The following is a 24256-nucleotide window of genomic DNA, read 5'->3' as shown; positions in this document are numbered from 1 at the left end:
AGACGATGGAAGAGCTTATCTCCCCCGGTATCTACAACCTGATCATCTTTGTGCTGGCGATTTATGTCGGTTATCACGTGGTCTGGAACGTTACCCCCGCACTGCACACGCCATTGATGGCCGTGACCAACGCCATCTCGGCGATTGTGATCGTCGGCGCCATGCTCGCCGCTGCGCTCACCGTGACCCCGCTGGGCAAGACCATGGGCACCCTGGCCGTGGCCCTGGCAGCAGTGAACGTGTTCGGCGGTTTCCTGGTGACTCGCAGGATGCTCGAGATGTTCAAGAAGAAAGCCCCGAAAGCAAAAGAAGAGGCGCCTAAGTAATGAGCATGAATCTGGTTACGACGCTCTACTTGATCGCGTCTATCTGCTTTATCCAGGCCCTCAAGGGCCTGTCGCACCCCACCACATCGCGACGCGGCAACCTGTTCGGCATGCTCGGCATGGCGCTGGCGGTACTCACCACCGTGGGCCTCATCTATAAGCTCGGCGCAGAACTCGCCACCGCGGGCATCGGCTATGTGATTGTCGGCCTGCTGATCGGCGGCACCGCCGGCTCGATCATGGCCAAACGCGTGGAAATGACCAAGATGCCGGAACTCGTGGCGTTCATGCACAGCATGATCGGCCTGGCAGCGGTGTTTATCGCCATTGCCGCCGTGGTCGAGCCGCAATCCCTGGGTATCGTCAAACACCTGGGCGACTCGATCCCTGCCGGTAATCGCCTGGAGCTGTTTCTCGGCGCGGCGATTGGTGCAATCACCTTCTCCGGTTCGGTGATCGCATTCGGCAAACTCTCGGGCAAGTACAAGTTCCGTCTCTTCCAAGGCGCACCGGTACAGTTCGGCGGCCAGCACAAACTTAACCTGGTGCTGGGCCTTGCCACACTGGGCCTGGGCCTGGCTTTCATGCTCACCGGCAACCTCACCGCCTTTGCGCTGATGCTGGCCCTGGCGTTCGTGCTCGGCGTGCTGATCATCATCCCGATTGGCGGCGCCGACATGCCGGTCGTCGTTTCGATGCTCAACAGCTACTCCGGCTGGGCAGCGGCGGGGATCGGCTTCTCGCTGAACAATTCGATGCTGATCATCGCCGGCTCGCTGGTGGGTTCGAGCGGTGCGATCCTCTCGTACATCATGTGCAAGGCGATGAATCGCTCCTTCTTTAATGTACTGCTCGGCGGTTTCGGCAACACGCCGGATGCTGGCGCGGCGGCAGGCTCTAAAGAAGCACGCCCGGTGAAGTCCGGCTCGGCAGACGATGCCACCTTCCTGCTGACCAACGCCGACACGGTGATCATCGTTCCGGGCTATGGCTTGGCAGTGGCGCGGGCACAACACGCGCTTAAAGAGCTGACAGAAAAACTCACCCACCGCGGCGTGACCGTGAAGTACGCGATCCACCCGGTGGCAGGGCGTATGCCTGGGCATATGAACGTGTTGCTGGCCGAGGCCGAAGTGCCTTACGACCAGGTGTTCGAGATGGAAGACATCAACTCCGAGTTTGGCCAGGCCGACGTGGTGCTGGTGCTGGGCGCCAACGATGTGGTCAACCCGGCCGCCAAGAACGATCCGAACTCGCCGATCGCCGGCATGCCGATTCTGGAAGCGTTCAAGGCCAAGACCATCATCGTCAACAAGCGCTCCATGGCCAGCGGCTATGCGGGCCTGGACAACGAGTTGTTCTACCTGGACAAGACCATGATGGTCTTTGGTGATGCCAAGAAAGTCATCGAAGACATGGTCAAAGCTGTCGAATAACACTGCGCCAGCGCAATACCTGAAACCCTGGCCTCCAGTAGGCTAGGGTTTTTTATTGCTGCATGAAACCCGACAAAAGGCTCTAAATCGGCACCCGGCATTCGACCATGGTAGCGGGCCGAAATTGTTTGAAATCACTAAACTGCGCACCTTGCCTCCCGTAGCCCGAGATAACAATCCATGTACCGTGATCGTATCCGCTTGCCTTCGCTGTTGAACAAGGTCATGAGCGCGGCAGACGCCGCCGCACTGATCGAGGACGGCATGACCGTCGGCATGAGCGGCTTCACCCGTGCCGGTGAAGCCAAGGCCGTTCCCCACGCCCTGGCCGAACGCGCCAAGACTTCGCCTCTGAAAATCACGTTGATGACCGGTGCCAGCCTGGGCAACGACCTGGACAAGCAACTGACCGAGGCCGGCGTGCTGTCCCGGCGCATGCCGTTCCAGGTCGACAGCACCTTGCGCAAGGCCATCAACGCCGGCGAGGTGATGTTCATTGACCAGCACCTGTCAGAGACCGTCGAGCAACTGCGCAACAACCAACTCAAGCTGCCCGACATTGCCGTGATCGAAGCCGTTGCGATCACGGAACAAGGCCATATCGTGCCCACCACCTCCGTGGGTAACTCGGCCAGCTTCGCAATTTTCGCCAAGCAGGTCATCGTCGAGATCAACCTGGCGCACAACCCGAACCTGGAAGGGCTGCACGACATCTATATCCCGACCTATCGGCCAACCCGCACACCGATCCCGCTGGTGAACGTCGACGATCGCATTGGCAGCACCGCGATCCCGATCCCACCGGAGAAGATCGTCGCCATCGTGATCACCAACAAGGCCGATTCCGCCTCGACCGTGACACCACCGGACAACGACACCCAAGGGATCGCCAATCACCTGATCAACTTCCTCAAGCAGGAAGTGGACGCCGGACGCATGACCAACAAGCTCGGCCCGTTGCAGGCTGGCATCGGCAACATCGCCAACGCGGTGATGTGCGGCTTGATCGAATCGCCGTTCGAAGACCTGACCATGTACTCGGAAGTCCTGCAGGACTCGACGTTCGACCTGATTGACGCGGGCAAGCTGAGCTTCGCCTCCGGCAGCTCGATCACCTTGTCGGAACGGCGCAACGCCAACGTGTTCGGCAACCTGGAACACTACAAGGACAAGCTGGTACTACGCCCGCAGGAAATCTCCAACCACCCGGAAGTAGTTCGCCGGCTGGGTATCATCGCCATCAACACCGCGCTGGAGTTCGACATCTACGGCAACGTCAACTCTACCCACGTGTGCGGTACGCGAATGATGAACGGGATTGGCGGCTCGGGTGACTTCGCGCGCAACGCGCACCTGGCGATCTTCGTCACCAAGTCGATTGCCAAGGCCGGTGCGATTTCCAGCGTGGTGCCGATGGTCAGCCATGTGGACCACACCGAACATGACGTCGACATCCTGGTGACCGAGATAGGCCTGGCTGACCTGCGTGGCCTGGCGCCCCGGGAGCGTGCACGGGTCATCATCGACAACTGCGTACATCCGGCTTACCGCGATGCGCTGAACAGCTACTTCGAATCGGCCTGCGCCATCGGCGGGCACACCCCGCACATCCTGCGCGAAGCACTGAGCTGGCACATCAATCTGGAAGAAACCGGGCATATGCTCAAGGCGTGATTGGTACAGATCCGAGCTGATGCAAACACAGTTTCATCAGCTCGGCTGTCTGACTGAGCTTTTTGCAAAAAACTGTACTGCTGTACCGGTCATTTCCTACCGAAATATCCCACACCCACCATCGAAAACACCTATTTCGCACTATTTCAGTGCGGACAGGTACAGTTGCTCCATTTCCGTACAGTACAGCCGCTATAAACAGTTAACTGGCCCCTCACAATACAGGTGAACTGTATCTAGAGAGTCTTGTGTCGGAGGAGGATCATTGGCATCAGTTAAACCACTACCTAATCCCGCCACAAGCGGAAGGATGTCATCATGGAACGTACACTCAGTTCCGATCTGTTCTTCGAAGAAAAAGCTGTAAACACCCAGGCTTCCCTGCCTCTGCGCGTTCTCGCCAACCTGATGCTGTGGCAGCGCCGCATCTCCAGCCGCCATCAATTGGCTCGCCTGGATTCGCGTCTGCTGGCTGACGCCGGTATCAGCGAAGCTCAACGCTACGAAGAGCTGAGCAAGCCGTTCTGGCGCTGATTGGCGCTCGCTGGCCCTGACCTGACGGGTCCACTGCCAGCAACCTGATTTGTCAAAACAAAGCCCGCCCCGGGTAACCGGAGGCGGGCTTTGTTGTATCTGGGGCCTGGCTTTTTTGATCGCCGAACAGAAGCCTTTCATCTCAACCGGTACAGTTTAAATAAAACAACAATTAAGCAGTACAATTTAACTCCGGTGTACCTGTTTCGGCAGCGGGGACTCGCACACCATGGTGCTTCAGCAATCATGGAAGCCCCGTCATGAACCTCCGTCCTTCGTCCAGCAAACGGCTGCTTATCCTTACTGCTTCAGCATTCGCCAGGTGGGTACGACGTCACTATGAGCGGCGCCAGCTGGCACAACTCGATCCCCGGGAACTGTCGGATGCCGGCATCAGCCACGCCGACCGAATGGCAGAGCTGGCCAAACCGTTCTGGCGTGACTAGACGGTCAAGAGGCTTTCCGAACGGACAAGCGGCGGCTTAATATCCACTCACCACGTGGCGAACCTTGTAGAACGGGCGTCTGATGCTCAATAGCAACGACAGTGCCCGTTTCACATGTGGCCACTCTGCGCCGCTTTTTCCATTTATCTACAGGAGTCCCCCATGTCCCGTCTTCGCCTGCTGAGTGCTGCCGCCCTGTTGGTATTGGCTGCCAATGCCAATGCGAGCAGTTTCATTGTGACCACCGACTCCATCGTTGGCGCACTGAAAGCCACCTCCGACGCCAGCTCCGATGCCACTTCATCGCTGCGTGACAACAAAGTCGTGCGCGCCTCCCGTGACGACGCCGCCAGCTTTGTCGCCAGCGAAGGCGCCATTCGTGGGGTGAAGCTGGAAAGCGCCCTGGCCCAGATCCGCCAACAAGCGCCACAACTGAACGCCGCGACTGACGCACAACTGGCCCAGGCTATCCTGGCCATCTAAGTCGCAGCACGCAGGGAGCGAGCGCCGCTCCCTGAATGCCATCGGACTGGCTCTCGCCCGGGCATTGCGCTAGCCTTGGCGCTCGCTTTCAGTTGTCGAGTCCCATGGCTTTTTCATTCCGCCTGTTGATTGTTCCTGTGTTGTTTTCGGCCTGCTGGTCGTCGACGGCTTCGGCCTTTGACCTGACCACCCAGAGTACCGTCGTGAGCGCGTACGCCACCAGCAAGGTGACCTCCGCGCCGTTTGACAGGAAGCTGATAATGGCCGCCCAGGATGACGCTGCCGCATTCATTGCCACCGACGGCCAATGGCGGGGGGCCCGACTGGAGTCAGCGCTGGATTATCTGCGCCGTACCCAGCCAAAACTTAACGCCAGCGACCTTGAACTGGCGCAAGCAATTCTCGTCCAATAATCATCTTTGTATTTCGGAGTCATTCCATGCGTAGCCCGCTGATCGCCGCCACCCTTGGCCTGCTGTTGTTGGCAGACGTTGCCCAGGCGCATACCTTGGTGGCCACCAGTAACATCATTGTTCGCGCCTCTGGCCGCACCATTGATTTCACCTCGGACACCACCACCTCCATCCGCGACTCCAAAATCGTGCGCGAAGCCCACGATGATGCCGCCAGCTTCGTCGCCACCAATGGCGAAATTCGCGGTGCACAGTTGGAAGCCGCCTTTGACACCCTGCGGACCCGCGTACCGGAAGCCCGCGACGCCAGTGACCAGACCCTCGCCGAAGCCATTCTCGCTCTGTGAGGCGCATTAACGCCTGGCTCCTGGCCGGGGTTGTGCTGCTGTGTGCCAGCACCGCCCAGGCCAGCCTGCAACTGCGGCTCAAGACCGATGGCTTGAGCCCGGCTGAACAGCAGGCCAGCCAGGCATTGCTTGATGAGGCGATGCGCTCCTTGCCGCCGCGCTTCATCGAACAGCTGGACCGGCGCATCGATGTCGGCTGGACCGACCAAATGCCCGGGAACGCCTATGGCCAGGCTTCCCTGGTGTCCGAGCTGGACCTCAACCGCAACCTTCTCGCCAGCCTGACCGACGGCAGCGCCGCCACCCAGAAGACCAACCGCCCCCACGGCACCGTGCGCCGGGAAATGCTCGCCACCGTGCTGCATGAACTGACCCACATCTATGACCGTGCGCGCCTCTGGTCCAAAGACGAACGCACACTGATCCAGCGTTGCAGCCGCCAGAACAACATCACCGGCTTGATCGGCCTGCCTGACCAATGCCGTGGCCAGAACGATCGCCGTTTCACCCTCAGTGACGACCCGCGCCTGCTGGACCTCGCCGGCTGGCCGCAATACGTCGGCCGCCGCGGCGAGCGTGAACAGCACAACCACCAGGTCGCGCGCAGCCCGGATATCTACGAAACCACCAGCCCGCTGGAGTTCGTTGCGGTCAACATGGAGTACTTTCTCCTCGACCCAAGCTACGCCTGCCGTCGCCCGTCATTGTTCCGCTATTACCAGCAACACTTCGGCTGGGCACCACCGGCACAGGACACCTGCGCAAGCACTTACGCCTTCCTCAACGCCGGTAACGATTTCGCCAAGACGCCCCTGGGCCAGGTCGATCCGGAGCGAGTGTATGAGATCGACTACCTGCTGGCCGAAGCCAACCAGAACCTGGTGAGCCGCTGGGGCCACAGCATGTTGCGCCTGGTGATCTGCGCGCCCGGGCGCCCCCGTGGCCCGGATTGCAGGCTGGACCTGGACCAGCACCTGGTGCTGTCCTACCGCGCGTTCGTCGGCGATGTGCAGCTGTCGAGCTGGGATGGCCTAGTGGGCAAGTACCCGTCACGGTTGTTCGTCCTGCCACTGTCCCAGGTGATCGACGAATACACCAAGACCGAGCTGCGCGGCCTGGCCTCGGTGCCGTTGAAACTCACGCGCCAGGAAATCAACGACACCGTTGAGCATGCCGCCGAGATGCATTGGAGCTACGACGGCAATTACTTTTTCATCTCTAACAACTGTGCGGTGGAAAGCCTGAAACTGTTGCGCAGCGGCAGCGCCAATCCGCAGCTGACCGGGCTCGACAACATCACCCCCAACGGCCTGCTCGAAGTCCTGCAGGCACGCGGCCTGGCGGACACCAGCGTACTGAAGGACAAACGCGAGGCGTTACGCCTGGGCTACCACTTCGACTCGTTCCGCGAACGCTACCAGGCGATGTTCGATGTACTGCGCAAACACCTGCCGATCAAGCAGACCCAGGTTGAAGATTGGTTATCCCTCAGCGCGGCCGAGCGCCGGCAATGGTTCGGCCAGGCCGACCTGCGCACCAGCGCCGCGCTGCTGTTGCTGGAACAGGCGAGCTTTCGCAAGCAATTGATGCTGGCCCAGGATGAGGTCAAGCAGCGCTACCTCGGCGCTCGTGAGCTGAAAAATGGCGGCATGGAGAAAGCCAACGCCACGCTGCAACAGATCCTCGCCAACAGCGGCTTCCTCAGCCGTCCGGCGGAACTGCTGGGCAGCGGTGGCTACGGCTTGCCGCAACCGTCGGAATCCAAACGCCTCGAATCAGAAAGCGCCGAGCGCCAGAAGCAATTGCAATCCCTCACCGGCGAGCTGGATAAAGAGGTGAGGGCGCTGCTGGAGCCCTCCCGTGCCGCTGAGATTGCCGCGTGTGAAGCCAACCTCAAGCAAGTGGGCGAGCATTTGCGGGCACTGCACAAGGCGGCCGGCGGGCTCGAACTGCCCTGAAATACCCGAGATAAACGTATTCCAAATGTGGGAGCCAACCCTCTCCCACATTTGACCTGTGTATCCCTGAAGACCGTGCGTCTTCCCACCACCCTCCGTTTGCCCAGCGAAAGCTGGTTGAAAGCTTACGCGTCTAGGATCGCCCCCCACTGCCGGCAACAGACCGGCTGTTAACAACAACAATGGTGATTCCCGATGTCCGCCCGTACCCACCTGTTCGTCCCCCCTCCACCCGTACGCCTCGTGTCTTTCGTTCTGCGCTGAACCACCCGGTTCGCCATTCCCTAGTCGCGCTACGCCTGGAGTATTCCTATGCTGACTTTCCTTGGCTTTGCCATGGTCATCACGTTCATGTTCCTGATCATGACCAAGCGCCTGTCCGCGCTGATCGCCTTGATCATCGTGCCCATCCTGTTCGCGCTGTTCGGGGGTTTCGCACCGAAGATCGGCCCGATGATGCTCGAAGGCATCACCAAGCTCGCGCCGACCGGCGTCATGCTGATGTTCGCCATTCTCTACTTTGCCCTGATGATCGACTCCGGCCTGTTCGACCCGGCCGTGCGCAAGATCCTCAAGATGGTCAAGGGCGACCCGCTGAAAGTCTCGGTCGGCACCGCCGTGCTGGCCCTGGTGGTGTCCCTCGACGGTGACGGCGCTACCACCTACATGATCTGCGTGGCCGCCATGCTGCCGCTGTACCAGCGCATCGGCATGAGCCCGCGGATCATGGCCGGGCTGATCATCCTCGCCGGCGGCGTGATGAACATGACCCCCTGGGGTGGCCCGACCGCCCGTGCAGCCAGTGCGCTGCATGTGGACCCGTCGGACATCTTCGTACCGATGATCCCAGCCATGGCCGCTGGCGTGGTGGCGATCCTGGTGATTGCCTACATGTACGGCAAGCGTGAACGTGCGCGGCTGGGTGAACTGCACCTGCAAGGCGACGAGATCGACCACAGTGAGATCAGCGTGTCGCAATTCCCGGACGCCCGCCGTCCCAAGCTGATCTGGTTCAACGGCGCCCTGACCCTGGCCCTGATGGGCACCCTGATTGCCGGCCTGTTGCCGCTTCCGGTGCTGTTCATGGTGGCGTTCAGTATCGCGATGATCGTCAACTACCCGTGCCTGCAACAGCAGAAAGACCGTGTCGCCGCCCACGCCGGCAGCGTATTGGCCGTGGTGGGGTTGATCTTCGCCGCGGGTATCTTCACCGGCATCCTGTCGGGCACCGGCATGGTCGACGCCATGTCCAAGAGCCTGCTGGCGGTCATCCCTGAAGCCCTGGGCCCGTACCTGGCGGTAATCACCGCGTTGGTGAGCATGCCGTTCACCTTCTTCATGTCCAACGATGCGTTCTACTACGGCGTACTGCCGGTCCTGGCCGAAGCGGCCAGCCACTACGGCATTACCGCGGTGGAAATGGCCCGCGCCTCCATCGTTGGCCAACCCGTGCACTTGCTCAGCCCGCTGGTACCCTCGACCTATCTGTTGGTGGCCCTGGCCGGCATTGAATTCGGCGATCACCAACGCTTCACCCTCAAGTGGGCAGTGCTGGTATGCCTGTGCATAATGTTCGCCGCATTGCTGATGGGGATTTTTCCGCTGTTCAGCACTCTATAATCGTACCGACCCACTCACCGCGCGGCGCTGCAGCTTGCGCGGTTTAACATTTGCTCAAAGGAATACACATGGAATGGCTGACCAATCCGGAAATCTGGATTGCCTTCTTCACCCTGACGGCCCTCGAGATCGTCCTGGGCATCGATAACATCATCATGATTTCGATCCTGGTCAGCCGCATGCCCAAGCATATGCAGGCGCGCACCCGGATTTTCGGCCTGGCACTGGCCATGGTCACCCGCATCCTGCTGCTGCTGTCGATCACCTGGGTCATGCGCCTGACCGACGATCTGTTCGTGGTCTTCGGCCAAGGCATCTCCGGTCGCGACCTGATCCTGTTCTTCGGTGGCCTGTTCCTGCTGTGGAAAAGCTCCCAGGAGATGTACCACGCCCTGGAAGGTGAAGACGAAACCCACGACGAGCCAAAGGGCGCCGGTGGCAAGTTCATCTACACCATCATCCAGATCGCGATCATCGACATCGTGTTCTCGCTGGACTCGGTGATCACCGCAGTCGGCATGGTCTCCCATGTGCCGGTCATGGTCGCAGCGATCATCGTTGCGGTACTGGTGATGATGCTGGCAGCCGGCACCATCAGCGATTTCATCGACAAGCACCCATCGCTGAAGATGCTGGCGCTGTCGTTCCTGCTGGTGGTCGGTACCGTGCTGATCGCCGAAGCCTTCGACGTGCATGTGCCAAAAGGCTACGTCTACTTCGCCATGGCGTTCTCGCTGGCGGTGGAAGCGGTGAATATCAAGATGCGCACAGCCATCGCGAAAAAGAAGAAACAGCAGGACCCTGTGAAACTGCGCAAGGACATTCCGGGTCAATAACATTGATCCGTTGCCGAAATGGGGCGTTCGCGCCCCATTTTTTCATCTGCAAAAAGCTGAATTCATGACAGTTTTGTTTCAATCCCCACTTTAGCTATGCGATGCTGGCGCAGAGCCCATTCGCCAACTACAGCTTAAGTACAAGACGTAGAACGGCACGCGGCAATTCTCCTTAGCTCCTGTTGGAGCACACCCACACGGGGGGCCGAGCATGCTGACCTTGCTCAATCTGCTTTCCGCCGTGACCCTCTTGATCTGGGGCACGCACATTGTCCGTACCGGCATCCTGCGGGTCTACGGTTCCAACTTGCGCCAAGTCATCGGACAGAACATGTCCAAGCGCTGGCTGGCATTTGTCGCCGGGATTCTGGTGACGGCCATGGTGCAAAGCAGCAACGCCACGGCGATGCTGGTGACCTCGTTCGTCGGCCAAGGGCTGATGGGGCTGATGCCCGCCCTGGCGACCATGCTCGGTGCCGACGTCGGTACCGCACTGATGGCGCGGGTGCTGACGTTTGACCTGTCCTGGCTGTCGCCGCTGCTGATTTTTCTTGGGGTGATTTTCTTCCTATCGCGCAAACAGACGCGGGCAGGGCAGTTGGGCCGGGTCGGAATCGGCCTCGGGCTGATCATCCTCGCACTGCAACTGATCGTCGAAGCCGCCGGGCCCATTACCCATGCGCAAGGCGTGAAGGTGCTGTTCGCCTCGCTGACCGGCGACATCCTGCTCGACGCCTTGGTCGGTGCCTTGTTCGCGATGATCTCCTATTCCAGCCTCGCCGCTGTACTGCTGACCGCTACCCTGGCCGGCGCCGGGGTCATCGGCTTGCACGTGGCGATCGGCCTGGTGATTGGCGCCAACATTGGCAGTGGCGTGCTGGCCTTCCTCAGCACCAGCATGCAGAACGCCGCCGGCCGCCAAGTGGCCCTGGGCAGCCTGCTCTACAAACTGATTGGCCTGCTGCTGATCATCCCGGTGCTCGACCCGCTCGTACGCTGGATGGACGGCCTGGACTACAGCGCCCAAGGCATGGTCATCACCTTCCACCTGCTCTACAACGTCAGCCGCTGCCTGATCCTGTTGCCGACCATCGGCCCGATGGCCCGGCTATGTGCCTGGCTGCTGCCCGAACGTGAAGAGGCCAACGGCAAGGCCAAGCCACGCCACCTCGACCTCGCGGCGCTGAGCACGCCGAGCCTGGCACTGGCCAACGCCGCGCGGGAAACCTTGCGCCTGGGCGACCTGATCGACAACATGCTGACCGCCATGCGTGAAGTATTGCGCGGAAAACAGACGGCCATCACCCAGGAAATGCGCAGCCTCAGCGACGACGTCGAGTCGCTCTACAGCGCGATCAAGCTCTACCTGGCGCAAATGCCCCGCGAAGACCTCAGCGAACAGGACAGCCGCCGCTGGGCAGAAATCATCGAACTGTCGATCAACCTGAAACTGGCTGGCGACCTGATCGAACGCATGCTGCGCAAAGTCCAACAGCAAAAAACCTCCCAGCGCCGCCAATTCTCTGAAGTGGGCCTGGAAGAACTCACCGGCCTGCACAGCCAACTGATCGCCAACCTGCGCCTGGGCCTGTCGGTGTTCCTCAGTGCCGACCCGGAAAGCGCTCGTCAACTGCTGCGCGAAAAGCGCCGCTTCCGCGCCCAGGAACGCCGCCTGGCACACGCTCACGTCAGCCGCTTGCAGCGCAAGATCGTACAGAGCCTGGAGACCAGTTCCTTGCATCTGGAACTGATTGCCGACATGAAGCGCTTGAACTCATTGTTTTGCAGCAGTGCCTATGTCGTCTTGGAAACCTCCGACACCGGCGCACTTTCCACCGAAGATATTGCCGACATCACACATTCGCCCTGAACGTACGGTGGCCCGTGAAGTCAGTTAAAACTGACCTCACTCGCCAGGAAGCTTGTTATGCGTCGCCTGTTATTCGCTTGCCTGCTCATGGGCTCTGCACACGCCTTTGCCTTTGATCGCCTGCAGGTCGAGGGCTACACCTTGCCCAACGGCCTGCAGTTGCTGCTCAAACCGGGCACCGAACGTGGGCACGTGGCCATTCGCCTGGTGGTGGGCGTGGGCCTGGATGACTTCAGCTGCGAGGACAAGGAACTGCCGCACCTGCTCGAACACCTGCTGTTCAGTGGCATCGACGGAGGCGGCGAAGGCGATCTGGAAGACCGCATGCAAGCCCTGGGCGGCGAGTGGAACGCCTACACCAGCAACGCCGACACCACCTTCGTGATCGAAGCCCCCGCGCAAAACCAGCGCAAGGTGCTGGACCTGCTGCTCGCCATCATCACCCGCACCACGCTGACCGACGCCAATATCAAAGCCGCCAAGCAAGTCGTCGAACGCGAGGACGGCGGTCACTACTCGCACCTGCAACGCCTGCTGGACCGCCAGGACCTGGGCCACACCGCCAGCAACCAATTGGCCGTCGAACTGGGGCTCAAATGTGCCGAACGCGCCGAGGTTGGCCAACTGACTCGCAACCAGCTGGAGCAACTGCGCAAAAATTGGTACGCCCCCAACAACATGACCCTGATCATCGTCGGCGACCTCGACAAGCTGCTGCCGGCCTACCTGGAACGCACCTATGGCGCGCTTGACCCGGTCGAGCCGACCGAGCACCTGGCCCTGCCGGAAATCCAACACGCCGCCGCCAGCCACCGCGACCTGATCCACGGCTGGGTCGGTGACAGCGCCAAACTGCACTGGCTGTTCCCCGAGCCGGTACTGGACGACCAGCATGATGAAACCTACGACCTGCTCAAGGATTATCTGGATTGGGCGCTGTACCGCCAACTGCGCCTCAAGCATGGGCTGTCCTACGGCCCCTGGAGCGAACGCGAAGTGCTCGGTGGTGTCGGTTTCCTGAGCCTGAACGCCGACCTCGAGCGCGATAGCCTCCCTGCAGCCGAACAGGTGCTGCAAGACCTCAAGGCGCAATTGCTCAAGGACGGGCTCGACCCCACGGTATTCACCCGCCTCAAACAAGCCGCCATCGCTCGCCAGGCCTGGGCCGTGCAGGGCAACAGCGCCCTCGCCGACTACTACTGGAGCGCTTCGGGCGACTACAACAACGGGCGCTTCAGCGACCCGGTCAAACGCATCAAGGCCGTCAGCCTGGAGCAGACCAACCAGGCCATGCGCGAAGCGTTCAAGCAGCCAGGCTACTGGCGTATCGAGAAACCGCTGCTGAGCTACGACGGGCTGAGTTGGATCGGCGCCGGGGTGCTGGGGCTGATGGCCACTGTGTTGATCGGCATACGCCGCTATCGCAAACGGATCCTGTAATGAGGCACCCAACCCAGGGCTAAGACGTTATTCTGTCTGGGATTTTTTCCTACGAAGACTGTGACTGCCGAATGCCGAACCTGACTCACTACATCCAGCGCATCCTCGAACTGATGAAGCGCTACCCAGGGGTGATCGCACTCGGCGGTTTCATATCGGGGGTCAGCAGCTTCATCCTGGTGGACCGCCAGCAGGGCATGGCCAGCTGGATCGCAGTGATCATGCTGGTGAGCTGGCTGTGGCTGATGCTGGAAAACAGCTTTACCCAACTGTTCACCAAAGTCTTCAAGCGCGAAATCCCCGAACCGCTGCTGCGCTATGCCACCCAGATGATCCACCAGGAAAGTCTGTTTTTTGTACTGCCGTTCTTTTTCGTCACCACCACCTGGAACAGCGGCCAGTCGATGTTCACCGGGCTGCTTGGCGCGGCGGCGCTGGTGTCGATCACCGACCCGCTGTACTACAAGTGGCTGGCGCCCAAGCGCTCGCTGTTCCTTGCGCTGCATACCCTGACCCTGTTCGCCGCACTGCTGACCGCGCTGCCGATCATCCTGCACCTGACGACGGCCGAGAGCTACAAGCTCGCCCTCGGCGTGGCCATGGTGCTGTCGATACCAAGCCTGGCAGTGAGCTTGCCACTGCGCAGCCTCAAAGGCTGGGCGATGCTGCTGGGTGTCACGGCTGCCATTGGCTGCGCCGGCTGGTTCCTGCGCAGCTGGGTACCACCGGCAACCCTGTGGATGACCGAAGTGGCCATCAGCACCCAATTGCAAGACCGCACGCCGGGCGATGACCTCACCGAAGTCAGCGCCGCCCAACTGCGCAGCGGCGGCCTGTATGCCTATACCGCGATCAACGCACCACGCGGGCTGGATGAGCGGATCTACCACGTATGGAAATTCAACGGCAAAGAAGTCGACCGTATTGCCCTGGATATCCATGGTGGGCGCAAGGAAGGTTACCGCGCCTGGACGCACAAGCAGAACTTCCCGCCCGACGCGGTGGGCCGCTGGCAAGTGCGTGTGTTGACCGAAGACGGGCAGGTGATCGGTGTGTTGCGTTTCAAAGTGACTGACACAGCACAAACGGACAACCCAAAGTAGGCTATATCGTGCTATTACGTAGGCATTGTGGATAGCAGACAAGCTCGGAGCTTATGACCAGTAGCACCACGGCCGGCACAGCCCACCTCGATACGTCCACCGCTCCTCCGTTGCTCAGGATTACGGGGGACTGGACGCTTGCCCACTACGCCAACCTGAAGAAGCTGTCAGACAAACTCGACGGCCAATACGACGCTGGCGCGCGCATCGACCTCAATGGCCTGGGCGCCCTGGACACGGCCGGTGCTTCGCTGCTGGTGGAGCTGCTGGGCCCGGCCCGCATTGAGCAATCGACCGAACAGACCGATTGCAGCCTGTCCACCGCCGACCGCGCGCTGCTCAAGACCGTCTACCGCTCACTCAATGATTTCTGCGTGCCGGAGAAAGCCCCGGAGGAGGCCACCGGCATCCAGGTGCTGGCGCGTATCGGCCGCGCGGTGGATGCGGTCTGGCAGGACAGCAAGCAACTGTTGGGCTTTATCGGCCTGATCCTTGAGACTTTCGCCCGTAGCATCTTGCGCCCCAAGCGCTGGCGCGTGACCCCCATGGTCGCCCACATCGAACAGACCGGCCTGGACGCCGCGCCCATCGTTGCCTTGCTGACGTTTCTGGTGGGCGCCGTGGTGGCCTTCCTCGGTGCCACAGTGCTCAAAAGCTTCGGCGCGACCGTTTTTACCGTGGACCTGGTGGCGTTTTCCTTCCTGCGGGAATTCGGCGTGCTGCTCACCGCAATCCTGATCGCCGGTCGCACCGCCAGTTCGTTTACCGCGCAGATCGGCTCGATGAAAGCCAACGAAGAAATCGACGCCATCCGCACCCTGGGCCTGGACCCAATGGAACTGCTGGTATTGCCACGCGTGCTGGCGCTGCTGGTAGCGCTGCCGATGCTGACGTTCCTGGCGATGCTCTCGGGGATTGTCGGCGGTGGGGTGGTGTGTGCCGTGACCCTGGATATTTCGCCGGCGATGTTCCTCTCGCTGCTGCAATCGGACATTGGCGTACAGCATTTCCTGGTGGGCATGGTGAAAGCGCCGATCTTCGCCTTCCTGATTGCCGCCATCGGTTGCCTGGAAGGCTTCAAGGTCAGCGGCAGCGCGGAGTCAGTCGGCGCCCACACCACGTCCAGCGTGGTGCAATCGATCTTTGTGGTGATTCTGCTGGATGCGGTCGCCGCGCTGTTCTTCATGGAGATGAACTGGTGAGTCGCCTACCCCGAGCCCCCAGCGAGGCGGTGATCGAGGTCCGTGGACTGTGCAATCGCTTTGGCCGCCAGAGCGTGCACGAGAACCTCGACCTGGATTTGTACAAGGGCGAAATTCTCGCAGTGGTCGGCGGCTCCGGCAGCGGCAAGTCCGTGTTGTTACGCAGCATCGTCGGCCTGCGTCGGCCCAGCGAAGGCGAGGTGCGGGTATTCGGCAAAAACCTGCCGAGCCTGCCCGAGCATGAGCGCTCCCTGGTGGAACGGCGCTTTGGCGTACTGTTCCAGAAGGGCGCGCTGTTTTCCTCGCTGACGGTCACCGAGAACGTCGCGCTGCCGCTGATCGAACACGCCGGCCTGAGCCGCGCCGATGCCGAACACCTGGCGGCGGTCAAACTGGCCCTGGCCGGCTTGCCACTGTCGGCAGCCGACAAATACCCGGCGTCGCTGTCCGGCGGCATGATCAAGCGCGCCGCCCTGGCCAGGGCCCTGGCGTTGGACCCGGACATCCTGTTTCTCGACGAACCCACCGCCGGCCTCGACCCGATTGGCGCGGCGCAATTCGACCAACTGATCCTGACCCTGCGCGATGCCCTGGGCCTGAGCGTGTTCCTGGTCACCCATGACCTCGACACGCTGTACACCATCACCGACCGCGTGGCTGTGCTGGCGCAGAAGAAAGTGCTGGTGGCCGACGCCATCGATGTCGTCTCGGAAACGAACGACGCCTGGATTCACGAATATTTCCACGGCCCCCGGGGCCGCGCGGCATTGGATGCCGCTCAACCGCTCAACGAGGTATGACATGGAAACCCGAGCCCATCATGTGATGATCGGTCTGTTCAGCGTGATCGTGGTGGTCGGCGCGATGCTGTTTGGCCTGTGGCTGGCCAAGTCCAGCGTCGACACCGCTTTCGAGGATTACGAAGTGATCTTCAACGAGGCGGTCAGCGGCCTGTCCCAGGGCAGCTCGGTGCAGTACAGCGGGATCAAGGTGGGTGATGTGATCAGCCTGCGCCTGGACCCGAACGACCCGCGCCGCGTGCTCGCGCGCATCCGCCTCTCTGGCCAGACGCCGATCAAGGAAGACACCCAGGCCAAGTTGGCCCTGACCGGCATCACCGGTACTTCAATCATCCAGCTCAGCGGTGGCACGCCACAAAGCCCGAAACTCAAGGGCAAGGACGGCAACCTGCCAGAAATCATCGCGTCGCCTTCGCCTATCGCGCGGCTGTTGAATAACAGCAACGATTTGATGACCAGCATCAACCTGCTGCTGCACAACGCCAACGACATGTTCTCGGCGCAGAACGTCGAGCGCATCAGCAATACCCTGGATCATCTGGAACAAACTACCGGTGCGATTGCCGACCAGCGTGGCGATATCAAGGTGGTCATGCAGCAACTGATGCAGGTCAGCAAACAAGCCGGTGCCGCCCTGGAGCAGACCACCGCGCTGATGCGCAATGCCAACGGCCTGCTCAACGATCAAGGCAAGCAGGTATTCGGCAGCGCCGAGCAAGCCATGAAATCCCTTGAGCAGAGCACCGCGACCATCAATACCTTGCTGACTGACAACAAGGAGTCGGTGAACAGCGGCATGCAAGGTCTTAACGAACTGGCGCCGGCCGTGCGCGAACTGCGCGAAACCCTCGGCTCGCTGCGCGCCATCTCCCGTCGCCTGGAAGCCAACCCCAGTGGCTACCTGCTGGGCAGCGACAAGAACAAGGAGTTCACGCCATGAAGCATGCTTACCAAATAATGGCCCCTGTGGCCCTGGCGCTGCTCGGCGCGTGCTCGATCCTGCCCAAGGCGGATCCGTCGGACACCTACCGACTGCCCTCGGCCCAGGCCGCCCACCAGGGAGCACCGGTCAGTTGGTCGCTGCGACTGACCAAGCCGCAGACCAGTGAGTTCCTCGACAGCCCGCGCATCGCCGTGGTGCCCAATGGCGATTTGATCAGCAGCTATGCGAACTCACGCTGGAGCGATCCGGCGCCCGTGCTGTTGCGTAATCGCCTGATGGACGGGTTCCAGCGCGATGGGCGAGTGACCCTGTTGAGCACCGACGACACCAACCTGCAGGCCGACTATGAGCTGGGCGGACAGTTGCAGGCGTTCCAGAGTGAATACCGGGGCAGTGCGGTGGACGTGTTGATCCGCCTCGACGCACGCCTGGTGCGTGGGAGTGATCAGCGGATTATTGCCAGCCGGCGGTTTGAAGTGCGCCAGGCAGTGACTAACACCCAAGTGCCGGCGGTGGTGGCGGCTTTTGGCCAAGCCGGGGATCAGTTGAACAGGCAGGTGGTGGAATGGGTTGTTCAGCAGGGCAACGGTACTGTGAAACGCTGAGGGCCTCATCGGGGGCAAGCCCCCTCCCACATTTTGAATGTGTTCACAGATCAACATGTGGGAGGGGCTTGCTCCCGATAGCATCCAGCCTTAACCGAAGAACCAGTAGCACACCGCAATCGCCGCCACTACGCCAGCAAACTCAGCCAGCAACGCACACCCTACGGCATGCCGCGCCCGCTGGATGCCCACCGAACCGAAGTACACCGCCAACACATAAAAGGTGGTTTCCGTACTGCCCTGAATCGTCGCCGCCACCAACGCCGGGAAACTGTCCACCCCCTGCGTCTGCATGGTCTCAATCAACATCGCCCGGGCCGCGCTGCCGGAGAATGGCTTGACCATCGCGGTCGGCAGGGCATCGACAAAGCGCGTGTCCATACCGGTCCAGGCCACCACGTGGCGAATGCCTTCAAGGCCGAAGTCCAGTGCACCGGAGGCGCGCAACACGCCCACCGCGCAAAGCATCGCCACCAGATACGGCAGCAGGTTCTTGGCAACATCGAAGCCCTCCTTGGCCCCTTCGACAAACGCCTCGTACACCTTCACCTTGCGCAACGCACCGATCACCACGAACAGCATGATCAGGCCGAACAGCGTCAGGTTGCCGAGGATAGAGGACAGGCCGGCCAATGCGGTGGCTGACAAGGTCGCCAGCAACGCCATGAAACCACCCAGCACCAGCGCACCAGGAATCAGGTAAGCCAACACCACCGGGTCCCACAGCCGCAGGCGCTGCATGATCGCGACCGACAACAAGCCCACCAGCGTCGACGCACTGGTGGCCAGCAGAATCGGCAGGAATACCAGCGTGGGGTCGGCAGCGCCTTGCTGGGCGCGGTACATGAAGATGGTCACCGGTAACAACGTCAACGATGATGCGTTCAGCACCAGAAACAGGATCTGCGCGTTACTCGCGGTGTTGGGGATAGGGTTGAGTTCCTGCAACGCCTTCATGGCTTTCAGGCCAATGGGCGTCGCGGCGTTGTCCAGGCCCAGGCCGTTGGCGGCGAAGTTGAGCGTGATCAAACCGATGGCAGGGTGGCCGGCGGGCACTTCCGGCATCAGGCGGCGAAACAGCGGGCCAAGGGCCTTGGCCAGCCAGTCGACAATCCCGGCTTTTTCGGCAATCCGCAGGAAGCCCAGCCACAACGTCAGGGTGCCGAACAGCAGCACCATCACTTCCACCGACAACTTGGCCATGGCGAAAATACTTTCCACCATCGCCGCAAAAATACCGGCGTTACCGCCGATCAGCCATTGCGCCAGTGCCGACACCATTGCCACGACAAAGAAGCCAAGCCACAGGCCATTGAGCATCAGTTGAATCCCCCGAAAGATGGGGCGAATGATAGCGGGGCTGGCAGAAACGACAAACCCCGGATTTCCCGGGGTTTGTTTCGTTCACGCGGGTTTCAGCCGCGGCTGGCCTCACCGACCGGCAGCGCTTGCTTGCTGCGCCAGTGCGGCAGGGAGTTCCAGTAGCGCTCGCCCTTGGCGTCGTCGTACATGCCTTCCCAACGGGAGATCACCAATACCGCCAACGCGTTGCCTATGACGTTGAGTGCGGTACGCGCCATGTCCATGATGCGGTCGACACCGGCAATGAATGCCAGGCCTTCCAGCGGAATGCCCACACTGCCCAGGGTGGCCAGCAGCACCACGAAGGACACGCCCGGTACACCGGCGATGCCTTTGGAGGTGACCATCAGGGTCAGTACCAGCATCAACTGCTGGCCGATCGACAGGTCGATGCCATACAGCTGGGCAATAAAGATCGCCGCGATGCTCTGGTACAGGGTCGATCCGTCAAGGTTGAACGAGTAACCGGTCGGTACCACGAAGCTGCAGATAGCCTTTGGCGCGCCGTACGCCTCCATCTTCTCGATCACCCGTGGCAGCACGGTTTCGGAGCTGGCGGTGGAATAGGCCAGCACCAGTTCATCCTTGAAGATGCGCATCAGCTTGATCACCGAGAAGCCAAACAGGCGAGCGATCAGGCCCAGGATCACAAAGGCGAAGAACAGGATGGCGACGTAAACCAGGATCACCAACTTGGCCAGCGGCAGCAACGATGCGAAGCCGAAGTTGGCGACGGTCACCGCGATCAGCGCAAAGACGCCGATAGGGGCGTACTTCATGATCATGTGGGTGACTTTGAACATGCTCTCGGACACGCCCTGGAACATTGTCACCAGCGGCTCGCGCAGTTCCGGCTTGAGGCTCGACAGGCCCAGGCCGAACAGCACGGAGAAGAAGATGATCGGCAGCATTTCGCCACGGGCCACGGCGGCGAAGATGTTCGAAGGGATCAGGTTGAGGATGGTCTGGATGAACGCATGCTCATGCTGCACTTCGGCGGCAGTGGCGGTGTACTTGGAGATATCGACGGTACCCAGGGTACTCATGTCGATGCCGGCACCAGGGTGGAACAGGTTGGCCAGAAGCAAGCCGACCACAATGGCGATGGTGGTGACGATCTCGAAGTAAAGAATGGTTTTGACGCCGATGCGACCGAGTTTTTTCGCGTCACCCACCCCGGCAATGCCGACGATCAGCGAGGAAATCACAATCGGGATCACGATCATCTTGATCAGGCGGATAAAGATATCGCCTGCCGGCTGCAACACATTGCTGATCCACCAGGCCTTTTCAGCACTGAAATGGTTGAGCACTGCACCGATTGCGATCCCCAGTACCAAACCGATGAGGATCTGCCAGGCGAGGCTTAGCTTTGCCTTCTTCATGTCATTACCCTTACTTCAAGTGGACTTAAGGCAAATGCGCCATCTGGAACGCTCGGAAGCGAAAAAGTGAGTGCATCTGCCTCCATGGAAGGTCACCGCAGCGTGGCCGAAATGGCTTACTGGCAGGCGAAAAAAGGCGCAACTATTCCCATGCAAGGGGGCGACGTCTAATGCCGTAAACGCCTACCCCATGCCGAATCGGCATGACTTTTTTGAATAATAACTGTCCGAACGGTCAGTTCAAATGCGACAGATTGCCAGGTGAATATGCCGTGAACTGGCCCGATTCAGGCTCGCACAGAGATTCAGGGCGAGTTGTGGTCTACGGCAAAAATGCCTGGGAATTCAGAGGGGTCATGTCAGAAATGGCCTATAGCGCAGACAAAACTTTCTCGATGGATGGTCTCCACCGACACACCAAGTAATGGTTGAGGGAGCGCAAAAAGAAGTTTCTCGGCTATGGACGGTATGGGAGGCGAGGGGGGCTTAATAAGCCCGTCGCAAGTTCAGCAAGCTTGAGGACTTGTGAACTTGCGCCGCAGCTTTTCGCCTGACCCGGCCCTTGCGCAGGTACTCCCTGTACCCGTAGGTCACGCCGATCTCGATTGATCAGAACAACCCGGCCCCCTGGTCATGCATCACCCCTGGCGGGCGATGCAAACAGAAAGAAGCGAGGGGCTTCTTTCTATGGACGCCAGCCCCGTAGACGCCAGACGCGTCAGACGGAACCTAGTACCAATTCGGATCTTTCTTCAGCTGTTCCATCAGCAGCTTTTTCATGCCCTCATCCGGCTTACCGATAAAACGGTAATCGGCGTGCCGCGTCGGGGATTTATCTGCCGGCAAACCGGCGGGGACTTCCACCAACATGGCGTAGGCATCTTCCTTGTCGAAGCTGAAGGCAACGATCAAGCGCTTATTCCGGCACGTGTCCGCGGTTTCACAGAGCGGCCCGACCAAGTACTTGTCGCCATCCTCCTCGACAGCATTCATTTGCTCCGCCGCACCGGACAGGTTCATCACCCATTCCGGCAGGCGTTCTTCTTTCTTCACCACGCCTTGCCAGGTTTCACGGTATTGCGGGTCCGCGCTGAGCAATTCGCTGGCCCGGGTCTGACCGTCGTTGGCGGCCATTGCCAGGCCGCTGCCGCCCAGGAGCAGGACGGCAGCTATGGCTTTGAGAGACAAAGTGGTCATATTCAGCCTCGGCCGCGACGACCAAAGAAGAACGAAGCGATGAACATCACCAAGAAAACGACAAACAGGATCTTGGCGATACCCGTTGCGGTGCCCGCGATACCACCGAAGCCCAGGACTGCAGCCACAATGGCGATGATCAGAAATGTGATTGCCCAACTCAACATGGTGATTCTCCTTACGCTTCTATAGGGGTAACAGCGGTAGTGCCGTACAGCCGCTCGACTCGAGCGGCCTTTTGTTGCCTAGAACACCCAGCGCTCCTGGGATGGCAGTTCACTCAGGGATGAATCCTGGTCAACCATCCGCAGCTGCGGGGCTGTTGCATCGGCAGAAACGCTGCCAACGGAACGGAAATGGGTCTGCGTCATCACTGGACGTTCGAAATGCGGGGTTTGCTGCTGACCGTGCTGCCAATGCTGCAGTTGCTGGCCGCCAATCAACGTGACCATCAGGGCCAGGCTGGCAAACAGACCTTGTTGCAAGCGCAGTGGCGATACATGCAAGTGGCTGAGGCTTTGGCGAGTCATGCTGCATTTCTCCCGCATTCTGATTATTCGTTCATGACGCTCTTGGGAGAGATATTGCAGAGCGCATGCCAGTTTTTTTACAAAATAAAACTCAATAAAAACAATGAGTTAAATATTTTATCTAGGGATAAGGCCCAGCATCCTGCACGATGCCTCCGTGTGGGCCGTGCGAAATGCACGATAGCCAACGGTCGGATCGATGGATCGAAAACAGAAACTGCGTTGCCGAAGTGGCAAGACGGCATGAAAACGCCAACAGGTAGGCCTTGTAGGAAGACATGCAGATACCTGCACGACCTTGCCTTTTATCGATCAGAATAAACCATGCAACTTGCCCGATTATTACGGGACTAAACACCATCATTCATAGTTTAAGGAGCGCGGGACAGATGGAATCAGCCAAGGAACTTCAAGGCCGTATTCTTTTAGTGGATGACGAATCCGCGATCCTCCGCACCTTCCGTTATTGCCTGGAAGATGAAGGCTACACCGTGGCCACCGCCAACAGCGCCGCCCAAGCCGATACCCTGATGCAGCGCCAGGTGTTCGACCTGTGCTTCCTGGACCTGCGCCTGGGCGAAGACAACGGCCTGGATGTATTGGCCCAAATGCGAATTCAAGCCCCCTGGATGCGCGTGGTGATTGTGACCGCGCATTCGGCGGTCGATACGGCCGTGGATGCCATCCAGGCCGGTGCTGCCGACTACCTGGTCAAGCCCTGCAGCCCGGACCAGTTGCGCCTGGCCACCGCCAAGCAGTTGGAAGTGCGCCAGCTCTCCGCGCGCCTGGAAGCCCTTGAGGGCGCAGTCCGCCAATCGAAGGACGGCCTCGACTCCCATAGCCCGGCGATGATGGTGGTGCTGGAAACCGCACGCCAGGTGGCCGGGACTGATGCCAATATCCTGATCCTCGGCGAGTCCGGCACGGGTAAAGGCGAGCTCGCTCGTGCTATTCACGGCTGGAGCAAACGTTCGAAGAAGTCCTGCGTCACCATCAACTGCCCCTCTCTGACGGCGGAACTGATGGAGAGCGAATTGTTCGGGCACAGCCGCGGAGCCTTCACCGGCGCCAGCGAGAGTACCCTGGGGCGTGTCAACCAGGCGGACGGCGGCACGTTGTTTCTTGATGAAATCGGCGACTTTCCCCTCACTTTACAGCCCAAATTACTGCGATTCATCCAGGACAAGGAATACGAGCGCGTGGGTGACCCGGTGACCCGGCGCGCCGATGTGCGCATCCTCGCGGCTACCAACCTGAACCTGGAAGACATGGTGCGCGACGGTCGCTTCCGCGAAGACTTGCTGTACCGCCTCAATGTCATCACCCTGCACCTGCCGCCGTTGCGCGAACGCAGTGAAGACATCCTGACCCTGGCCGACCGCTTCCTGGCGCGCTTCGTCAAGGAGTATGCCCGTCCGGCACGCGGCTTCAGCGACGAGGCCCGCGAGGCCCTGCTGAACTATCGCTGGCCGGGCAATATCCGCGAACTGCGCAACGTGGTGGAACGCGCCAGCATTATCTGCCCTCAGGAAAAAGTCGAAATCAGCCATCTCGGCATGGCCGAGCAACCGACCAACAATGCGCCGCGGATTGGCGCGGCGTTGAGCTTGGATGAACTGGAAAAAGCTCACATCGGCGCGGTACTGGCCACCAGCGATACCCTGGACCAGGCGGCCCGAACCCTAGGCATCGACGCATCGACCCTGTACCGCAAACGCAAACAGTACAACCTGTGAGCGGTACCTT

The 24256-nt window shown here is 60.3% G+C and carries 24 protein-coding genes; 19 read left to right on the top strand and 5 right to left on the bottom strand.

Features of this window, described 5'->3' with window-relative positions; all coding sequences use genetic code 11:
* Positions 1 to 5 precede the first annotated feature (5 nt).
* The 18 genes from P2T68_RS01670 to P2T68_RS01585 all read left to right on the top strand — a co-directional run bounded on the left by P2T68_RS01670 (position 6) and on the right by P2T68_RS01585 (position 18036).
* Positions 6 to 326 (top strand): NAD(P) transhydrogenase subunit alpha, encoded by a 321-nt coding sequence (locus tag P2T68_RS01670; RefSeq protein WP_003220416.1) that lies wholly within the window; start codon positions 6 to 8, stop codon positions 324 to 326.
* Positions 326 to 1762, top strand: a complete 1437-nt coding sequence (locus P2T68_RS01665; RefSeq protein ID WP_024072656.1) for an NAD(P)(+) transhydrogenase (Re/Si-specific) subunit beta — start codon at positions 326 to 328, stop codon at positions 1760 to 1762. Before P2T68_RS01670 ends, P2T68_RS01665 begins: the two co-directional genes overlap by 1 nt.
* A 180-nt stretch (positions 1763 to 1942) precedes the next feature.
* Positions 1943 to 3436: an acetyl-CoA hydrolase/transferase family protein gene (locus P2T68_RS01660; RefSeq protein WP_024072655.1), complete on the top strand. Its 1494-nt coding sequence runs from the start codon at positions 1943 to 1945 to the stop codon at positions 3434 to 3436.
* A gap of 318 nt (positions 3437 to 3754) precedes the next feature.
* Positions 3755 to 3970, top strand: coding sequence for a DUF1127 domain-containing protein (locus P2T68_RS01655; RefSeq protein ID WP_003214752.1), 216 nt, complete (start codon positions 3755 to 3757; stop codon positions 3968 to 3970).
* 260 nt (positions 3971 to 4230) lie between these two features.
* The gene (locus P2T68_RS01650) at positions 4231 to 4416 is read left to right on the top strand and encodes a DUF1127 domain-containing protein (protein WP_024072654.1); all 186 of its coding nucleotides are present in this window, start codon (positions 4231 to 4233) and stop codon (positions 4414 to 4416) included.
* Between the two features lie 162 nt (positions 4417 to 4578).
* A complete protein-coding gene (locus tag P2T68_RS01645; RefSeq protein ID WP_024072653.1) occupies positions 4579 to 4899 on the top strand; it encodes a DUF2388 domain-containing protein in 321 nt (106 codons plus the stop codon).
* A gap of 104 nt (positions 4900 to 5003) precedes the next feature.
* Positions 5004 to 5312 carry a DUF2388 domain-containing protein gene (locus P2T68_RS01640; RefSeq protein ID WP_024072652.1) on the top strand — a complete coding sequence of 103 codons (309 nt, stop codon included), beginning with the start codon at positions 5004 to 5006 and terminating at the stop codon, positions 5310 to 5312.
* Between the two features lie 26 nt (positions 5313 to 5338).
* The gene (locus tag P2T68_RS01635) at positions 5339 to 5659 is read left to right on the top strand and encodes a DUF2388 domain-containing protein (RefSeq protein ID WP_024072651.1); all 321 of its coding nucleotides are present in this window, start codon (positions 5339 to 5341) and stop codon (positions 5657 to 5659) included.
* On the top strand, positions 5656 to 7617 hold the full coding sequence (locus P2T68_RS01630) for a DUF4105 domain-containing protein (RefSeq protein WP_024072650.1): 1962 nt from the start codon (positions 5656 to 5658) through the stop codon (positions 7615 to 7617). The genes P2T68_RS01635 and P2T68_RS01630 overlap by 4 nt, the downstream gene beginning before the upstream one ends.
* 312 nt (positions 7618 to 7929) lie before the next feature.
* Complete coding sequence (locus P2T68_RS01625; protein WP_024072649.1) at positions 7930 to 9237, top strand: CitMHS family transporter; 1308 nt, start codon at positions 7930 to 7932, stop codon at positions 9235 to 9237.
* Positions 9238 to 9305: 68 nt separating this feature from the next.
* Positions 9306 to 10073, top strand: a complete 768-nt coding sequence (locus tag P2T68_RS01620) for a TerC family protein (protein WP_003214768.1) — start codon at positions 9306 to 9308, stop codon at positions 10071 to 10073.
* 211 nt (positions 10074 to 10284) lie between these two features.
* Entirely contained in the window at positions 10285 to 11943 is a 1659-nt protein-coding gene (locus P2T68_RS01615) for a Na/Pi cotransporter family protein (RefSeq protein ID WP_024072648.1), read from the top strand.
* A 57-nt stretch (positions 11944 to 12000) separates the two neighbouring features.
* Positions 12001 to 13383, top strand: a complete 1383-nt coding sequence (locus tag P2T68_RS01610) for a pitrilysin family protein (RefSeq protein WP_193690016.1) — start codon at positions 12001 to 12003, stop codon at positions 13381 to 13383.
* A 71-nt stretch (positions 13384 to 13454) separates the two neighbouring features.
* Complete coding sequence (locus P2T68_RS01605; protein WP_024072646.1) at positions 13455 to 14486, top strand: DUF5924 family protein; 1032 nt, start codon at positions 13455 to 13457, stop codon at positions 14484 to 14486.
* Between the two features lie 53 nt (positions 14487 to 14539).
* Positions 14540 to 15688: an ABC transporter permease gene (locus tag P2T68_RS01600; protein ID WP_024072645.1), complete on the top strand. Its 1149-nt coding sequence runs from the start codon at positions 14540 to 14542 to the stop codon at positions 15686 to 15688.
* Entirely contained in the window at positions 15685 to 16488 is an 804-nt protein-coding gene (locus P2T68_RS01595) for an ATP-binding cassette domain-containing protein (RefSeq protein ID WP_024072644.1), read from the top strand. The genes P2T68_RS01600 and P2T68_RS01595 overlap by 4 nt, the downstream gene beginning before the upstream one ends.
* Before the next feature lies 1 nt (position 16489).
* A complete protein-coding gene (locus tag P2T68_RS01590) occupies positions 16490 to 17428 on the top strand; it encodes an MlaD family protein (protein ID WP_024072643.1) in 939 nt (312 codons plus the stop codon).
* On the top strand, positions 17425 to 18036 hold the full coding sequence (locus P2T68_RS01585) for an ABC-type transport auxiliary lipoprotein family protein (RefSeq protein ID WP_277378937.1): 612 nt from the start codon (positions 17425 to 17427) through the stop codon (positions 18034 to 18036). Before P2T68_RS01590 ends, P2T68_RS01585 begins: the two co-directional genes overlap by 4 nt.
* A gap of 90 nt (positions 18037 to 18126) precedes the next feature.
* On the opposite strand, the gene P2T68_RS01580 is transcribed toward P2T68_RS01585, so the two are convergent.
* The 5 genes from P2T68_RS01580 to P2T68_RS01560 all read right to left on the bottom strand — a co-directional run bounded on the left by P2T68_RS01580 (position 18127) and on the right by P2T68_RS01560 (position 22510).
* A complete protein-coding gene (locus tag P2T68_RS01580) occupies positions 18127 to 19356 on the bottom strand; it encodes a spore maturation protein (protein WP_024072641.1) in 1230 nt (409 codons plus the stop codon).
* 95 nt (positions 19357 to 19451) lie between these two features.
* On the bottom strand, positions 19452 to 20783 hold the full coding sequence (gene gltP, locus P2T68_RS01575) for a glutamate/aspartate:proton symporter GltP (RefSeq protein ID WP_024072640.1): 1332 nt from the start codon (positions 20781 to 20783) through the stop codon (positions 19452 to 19454).
* Between the two features lie 729 nt (positions 20784 to 21512).
* The gene (locus P2T68_RS01570) at positions 21513 to 21980 is read right to left on the bottom strand and encodes an inhibitor of vertebrate lysozyme family protein (protein ID WP_069074942.1); all 468 of its coding nucleotides are present in this window, start codon (positions 21978 to 21980) and stop codon (positions 21513 to 21515) included.
* Between the two features lie 2 nt (positions 21981 to 21982).
* Positions 21983 to 22147, bottom strand: coding sequence for a DUF1328 domain-containing protein (locus P2T68_RS01565; protein ID WP_003170804.1), 165 nt, complete (start codon positions 22145 to 22147; stop codon positions 21983 to 21985).
* Between the two features lie 78 nt (positions 22148 to 22225).
* Positions 22226 to 22510 (bottom strand): hypothetical protein, encoded by a 285-nt coding sequence (locus P2T68_RS01560; protein WP_024072638.1) that lies wholly within the window; start codon positions 22508 to 22510, stop codon positions 22226 to 22228.
* A 389-nt stretch (positions 22511 to 22899) separates the two neighbouring features.
* Here P2T68_RS01560 and algB point away from each other — a divergent pair, with 389 nt between their 5' ends.
* Positions 22900 to 24246, top strand: coding sequence for a sigma-54-dependent response regulator transcription factor AlgB (gene algB / locus P2T68_RS01555; protein WP_024072637.1), 1347 nt, complete (start codon positions 22900 to 22902; stop codon positions 24244 to 24246).
* Positions 24247 to 24256: the final 10 nt, after the last annotated feature.

This window comes from Pseudomonas sp. G11, from assembly GCF_029457515.1.
In the GTDB taxonomy this organism is placed as follows: Bacteria; Pseudomonadota; Gammaproteobacteria; order Pseudomonadales; family Pseudomonadaceae; genus Aquipseudomonas; species Aquipseudomonas gorinensis.
The sequence above is the reverse complement of the archived record's forward strand: the minus strand, read 5'-3'. Positions and strand labels throughout refer to the sequence as shown.

What these genes read in the sequence shown, in the direction of transcription:
- P2T68_RS01650 (WP_024072654.1), top strand. Translation starts at nt 4,231, where the DNA reads ATGAACCTCCGTCCTTCGTCCAGCAAACGGCTGCTTATCCTTACTGCT.
- P2T68_RS01620 (WP_003214768.1), top strand. Translation starts at nt 9,306, where the DNA reads ATGGAATGGCTGACCAATCCGGAAATCTGGATTGCCTTCTTCACCCTG.
- algB (WP_024072637.1), top strand. Translation starts at nt 22,900, where the DNA reads ATGGAATCAGCCAAGGAACTTCAAGGCCGTATTCTTTTAGTGGATGAC.
- P2T68_RS01600 (WP_024072645.1), top strand. Translation starts at nt 14,540, where the DNA reads ATGACCAGTAGCACCACGGCCGGCACAGCCCACCTCGATACGTCCACC.
- gltP (WP_024072640.1), bottom strand. Translation starts at nt 20,783, where the DNA reads ATGAAGAAGGCAAAGCTAAGCCTCGCCTGGCAGATCCTCATCGGTTTG.
- P2T68_RS01635 (WP_024072651.1), top strand. Translation starts at nt 5,339, where the DNA reads ATGCGTAGCCCGCTGATCGCCGCCACCCTTGGCCTGCTGTTGTTGGCA.
- P2T68_RS01570 (WP_069074942.1), bottom strand. Translation starts at nt 21,980, where the DNA reads ATGACCACTTTGTCTCTCAAAGCCATAGCTGCCGTCCTGCTCCTGGGC.
- P2T68_RS01655 (WP_003214752.1), top strand. Translation starts at nt 3,755, where the DNA reads ATGGAACGTACACTCAGTTCCGATCTGTTCTTCGAAGAAAAAGCTGTA.
- P2T68_RS01615 (WP_024072648.1), top strand. Translation starts at nt 10,285, where the DNA reads ATGCTGACCTTGCTCAATCTGCTTTCCGCCGTGACCCTCTTGATCTGG.
- P2T68_RS01590 (WP_024072643.1), top strand. Translation starts at nt 16,490, where the DNA reads ATGGAAACCCGAGCCCATCATGTGATGATCGGTCTGTTCAGCGTGATC.
- P2T68_RS01585 (WP_277378937.1), top strand. Translation starts at nt 17,425, where the DNA reads ATGAAGCATGCTTACCAAATAATGGCCCCTGTGGCCCTGGCGCTGCTC.
- P2T68_RS01645 (WP_024072653.1), top strand. Translation starts at nt 4,579, where the DNA reads ATGTCCCGTCTTCGCCTGCTGAGTGCTGCCGCCCTGTTGGTATTGGCT.
- P2T68_RS01565 (WP_003170804.1), bottom strand. Translation starts at nt 22,147, where the DNA reads ATGTTGAGTTGGGCAATCACATTTCTGATCATCGCCATTGTGGCTGCA.
- P2T68_RS01610 (WP_193690016.1), top strand. Translation starts at nt 12,001, where the DNA reads ATGCGTCGCCTGTTATTCGCTTGCCTGCTCATGGGCTCTGCACACGCC.
- P2T68_RS01580 (WP_024072641.1), bottom strand. Translation starts at nt 19,356, where the DNA reads ATGCTCAATGGCCTGTGGCTTGGCTTCTTTGTCGTGGCAATGGTGTCG.
- P2T68_RS01605 (WP_024072646.1), top strand. Translation starts at nt 13,455, where the DNA reads ATGCCGAACCTGACTCACTACATCCAGCGCATCCTCGAACTGATGAAG.
- P2T68_RS01640 (WP_024072652.1), top strand. Translation starts at nt 5,004, where the DNA reads ATGGCTTTTTCATTCCGCCTGTTGATTGTTCCTGTGTTGTTTTCGGCC.
- P2T68_RS01625 (WP_024072649.1), top strand. Translation starts at nt 7,930, where the DNA reads ATGCTGACTTTCCTTGGCTTTGCCATGGTCATCACGTTCATGTTCCTG.
- P2T68_RS01665 (WP_024072656.1), top strand. Translation starts at nt 326, where the DNA reads ATGAGCATGAATCTGGTTACGACGCTCTACTTGATCGCGTCTATCTGC.
- P2T68_RS01560 (WP_024072638.1), bottom strand. Translation starts at nt 22,510, where the DNA reads ATGACTCGCCAAAGCCTCAGCCACTTGCATGTATCGCCACTGCGCTTG.
- P2T68_RS01660 (WP_024072655.1), top strand. Translation starts at nt 1,943, where the DNA reads ATGTACCGTGATCGTATCCGCTTGCCTTCGCTGTTGAACAAGGTCATG.
- P2T68_RS01670 (WP_003220416.1), top strand. Translation starts at nt 6, where the DNA reads ATGGAAGAGCTTATCTCCCCCGGTATCTACAACCTGATCATCTTTGTG.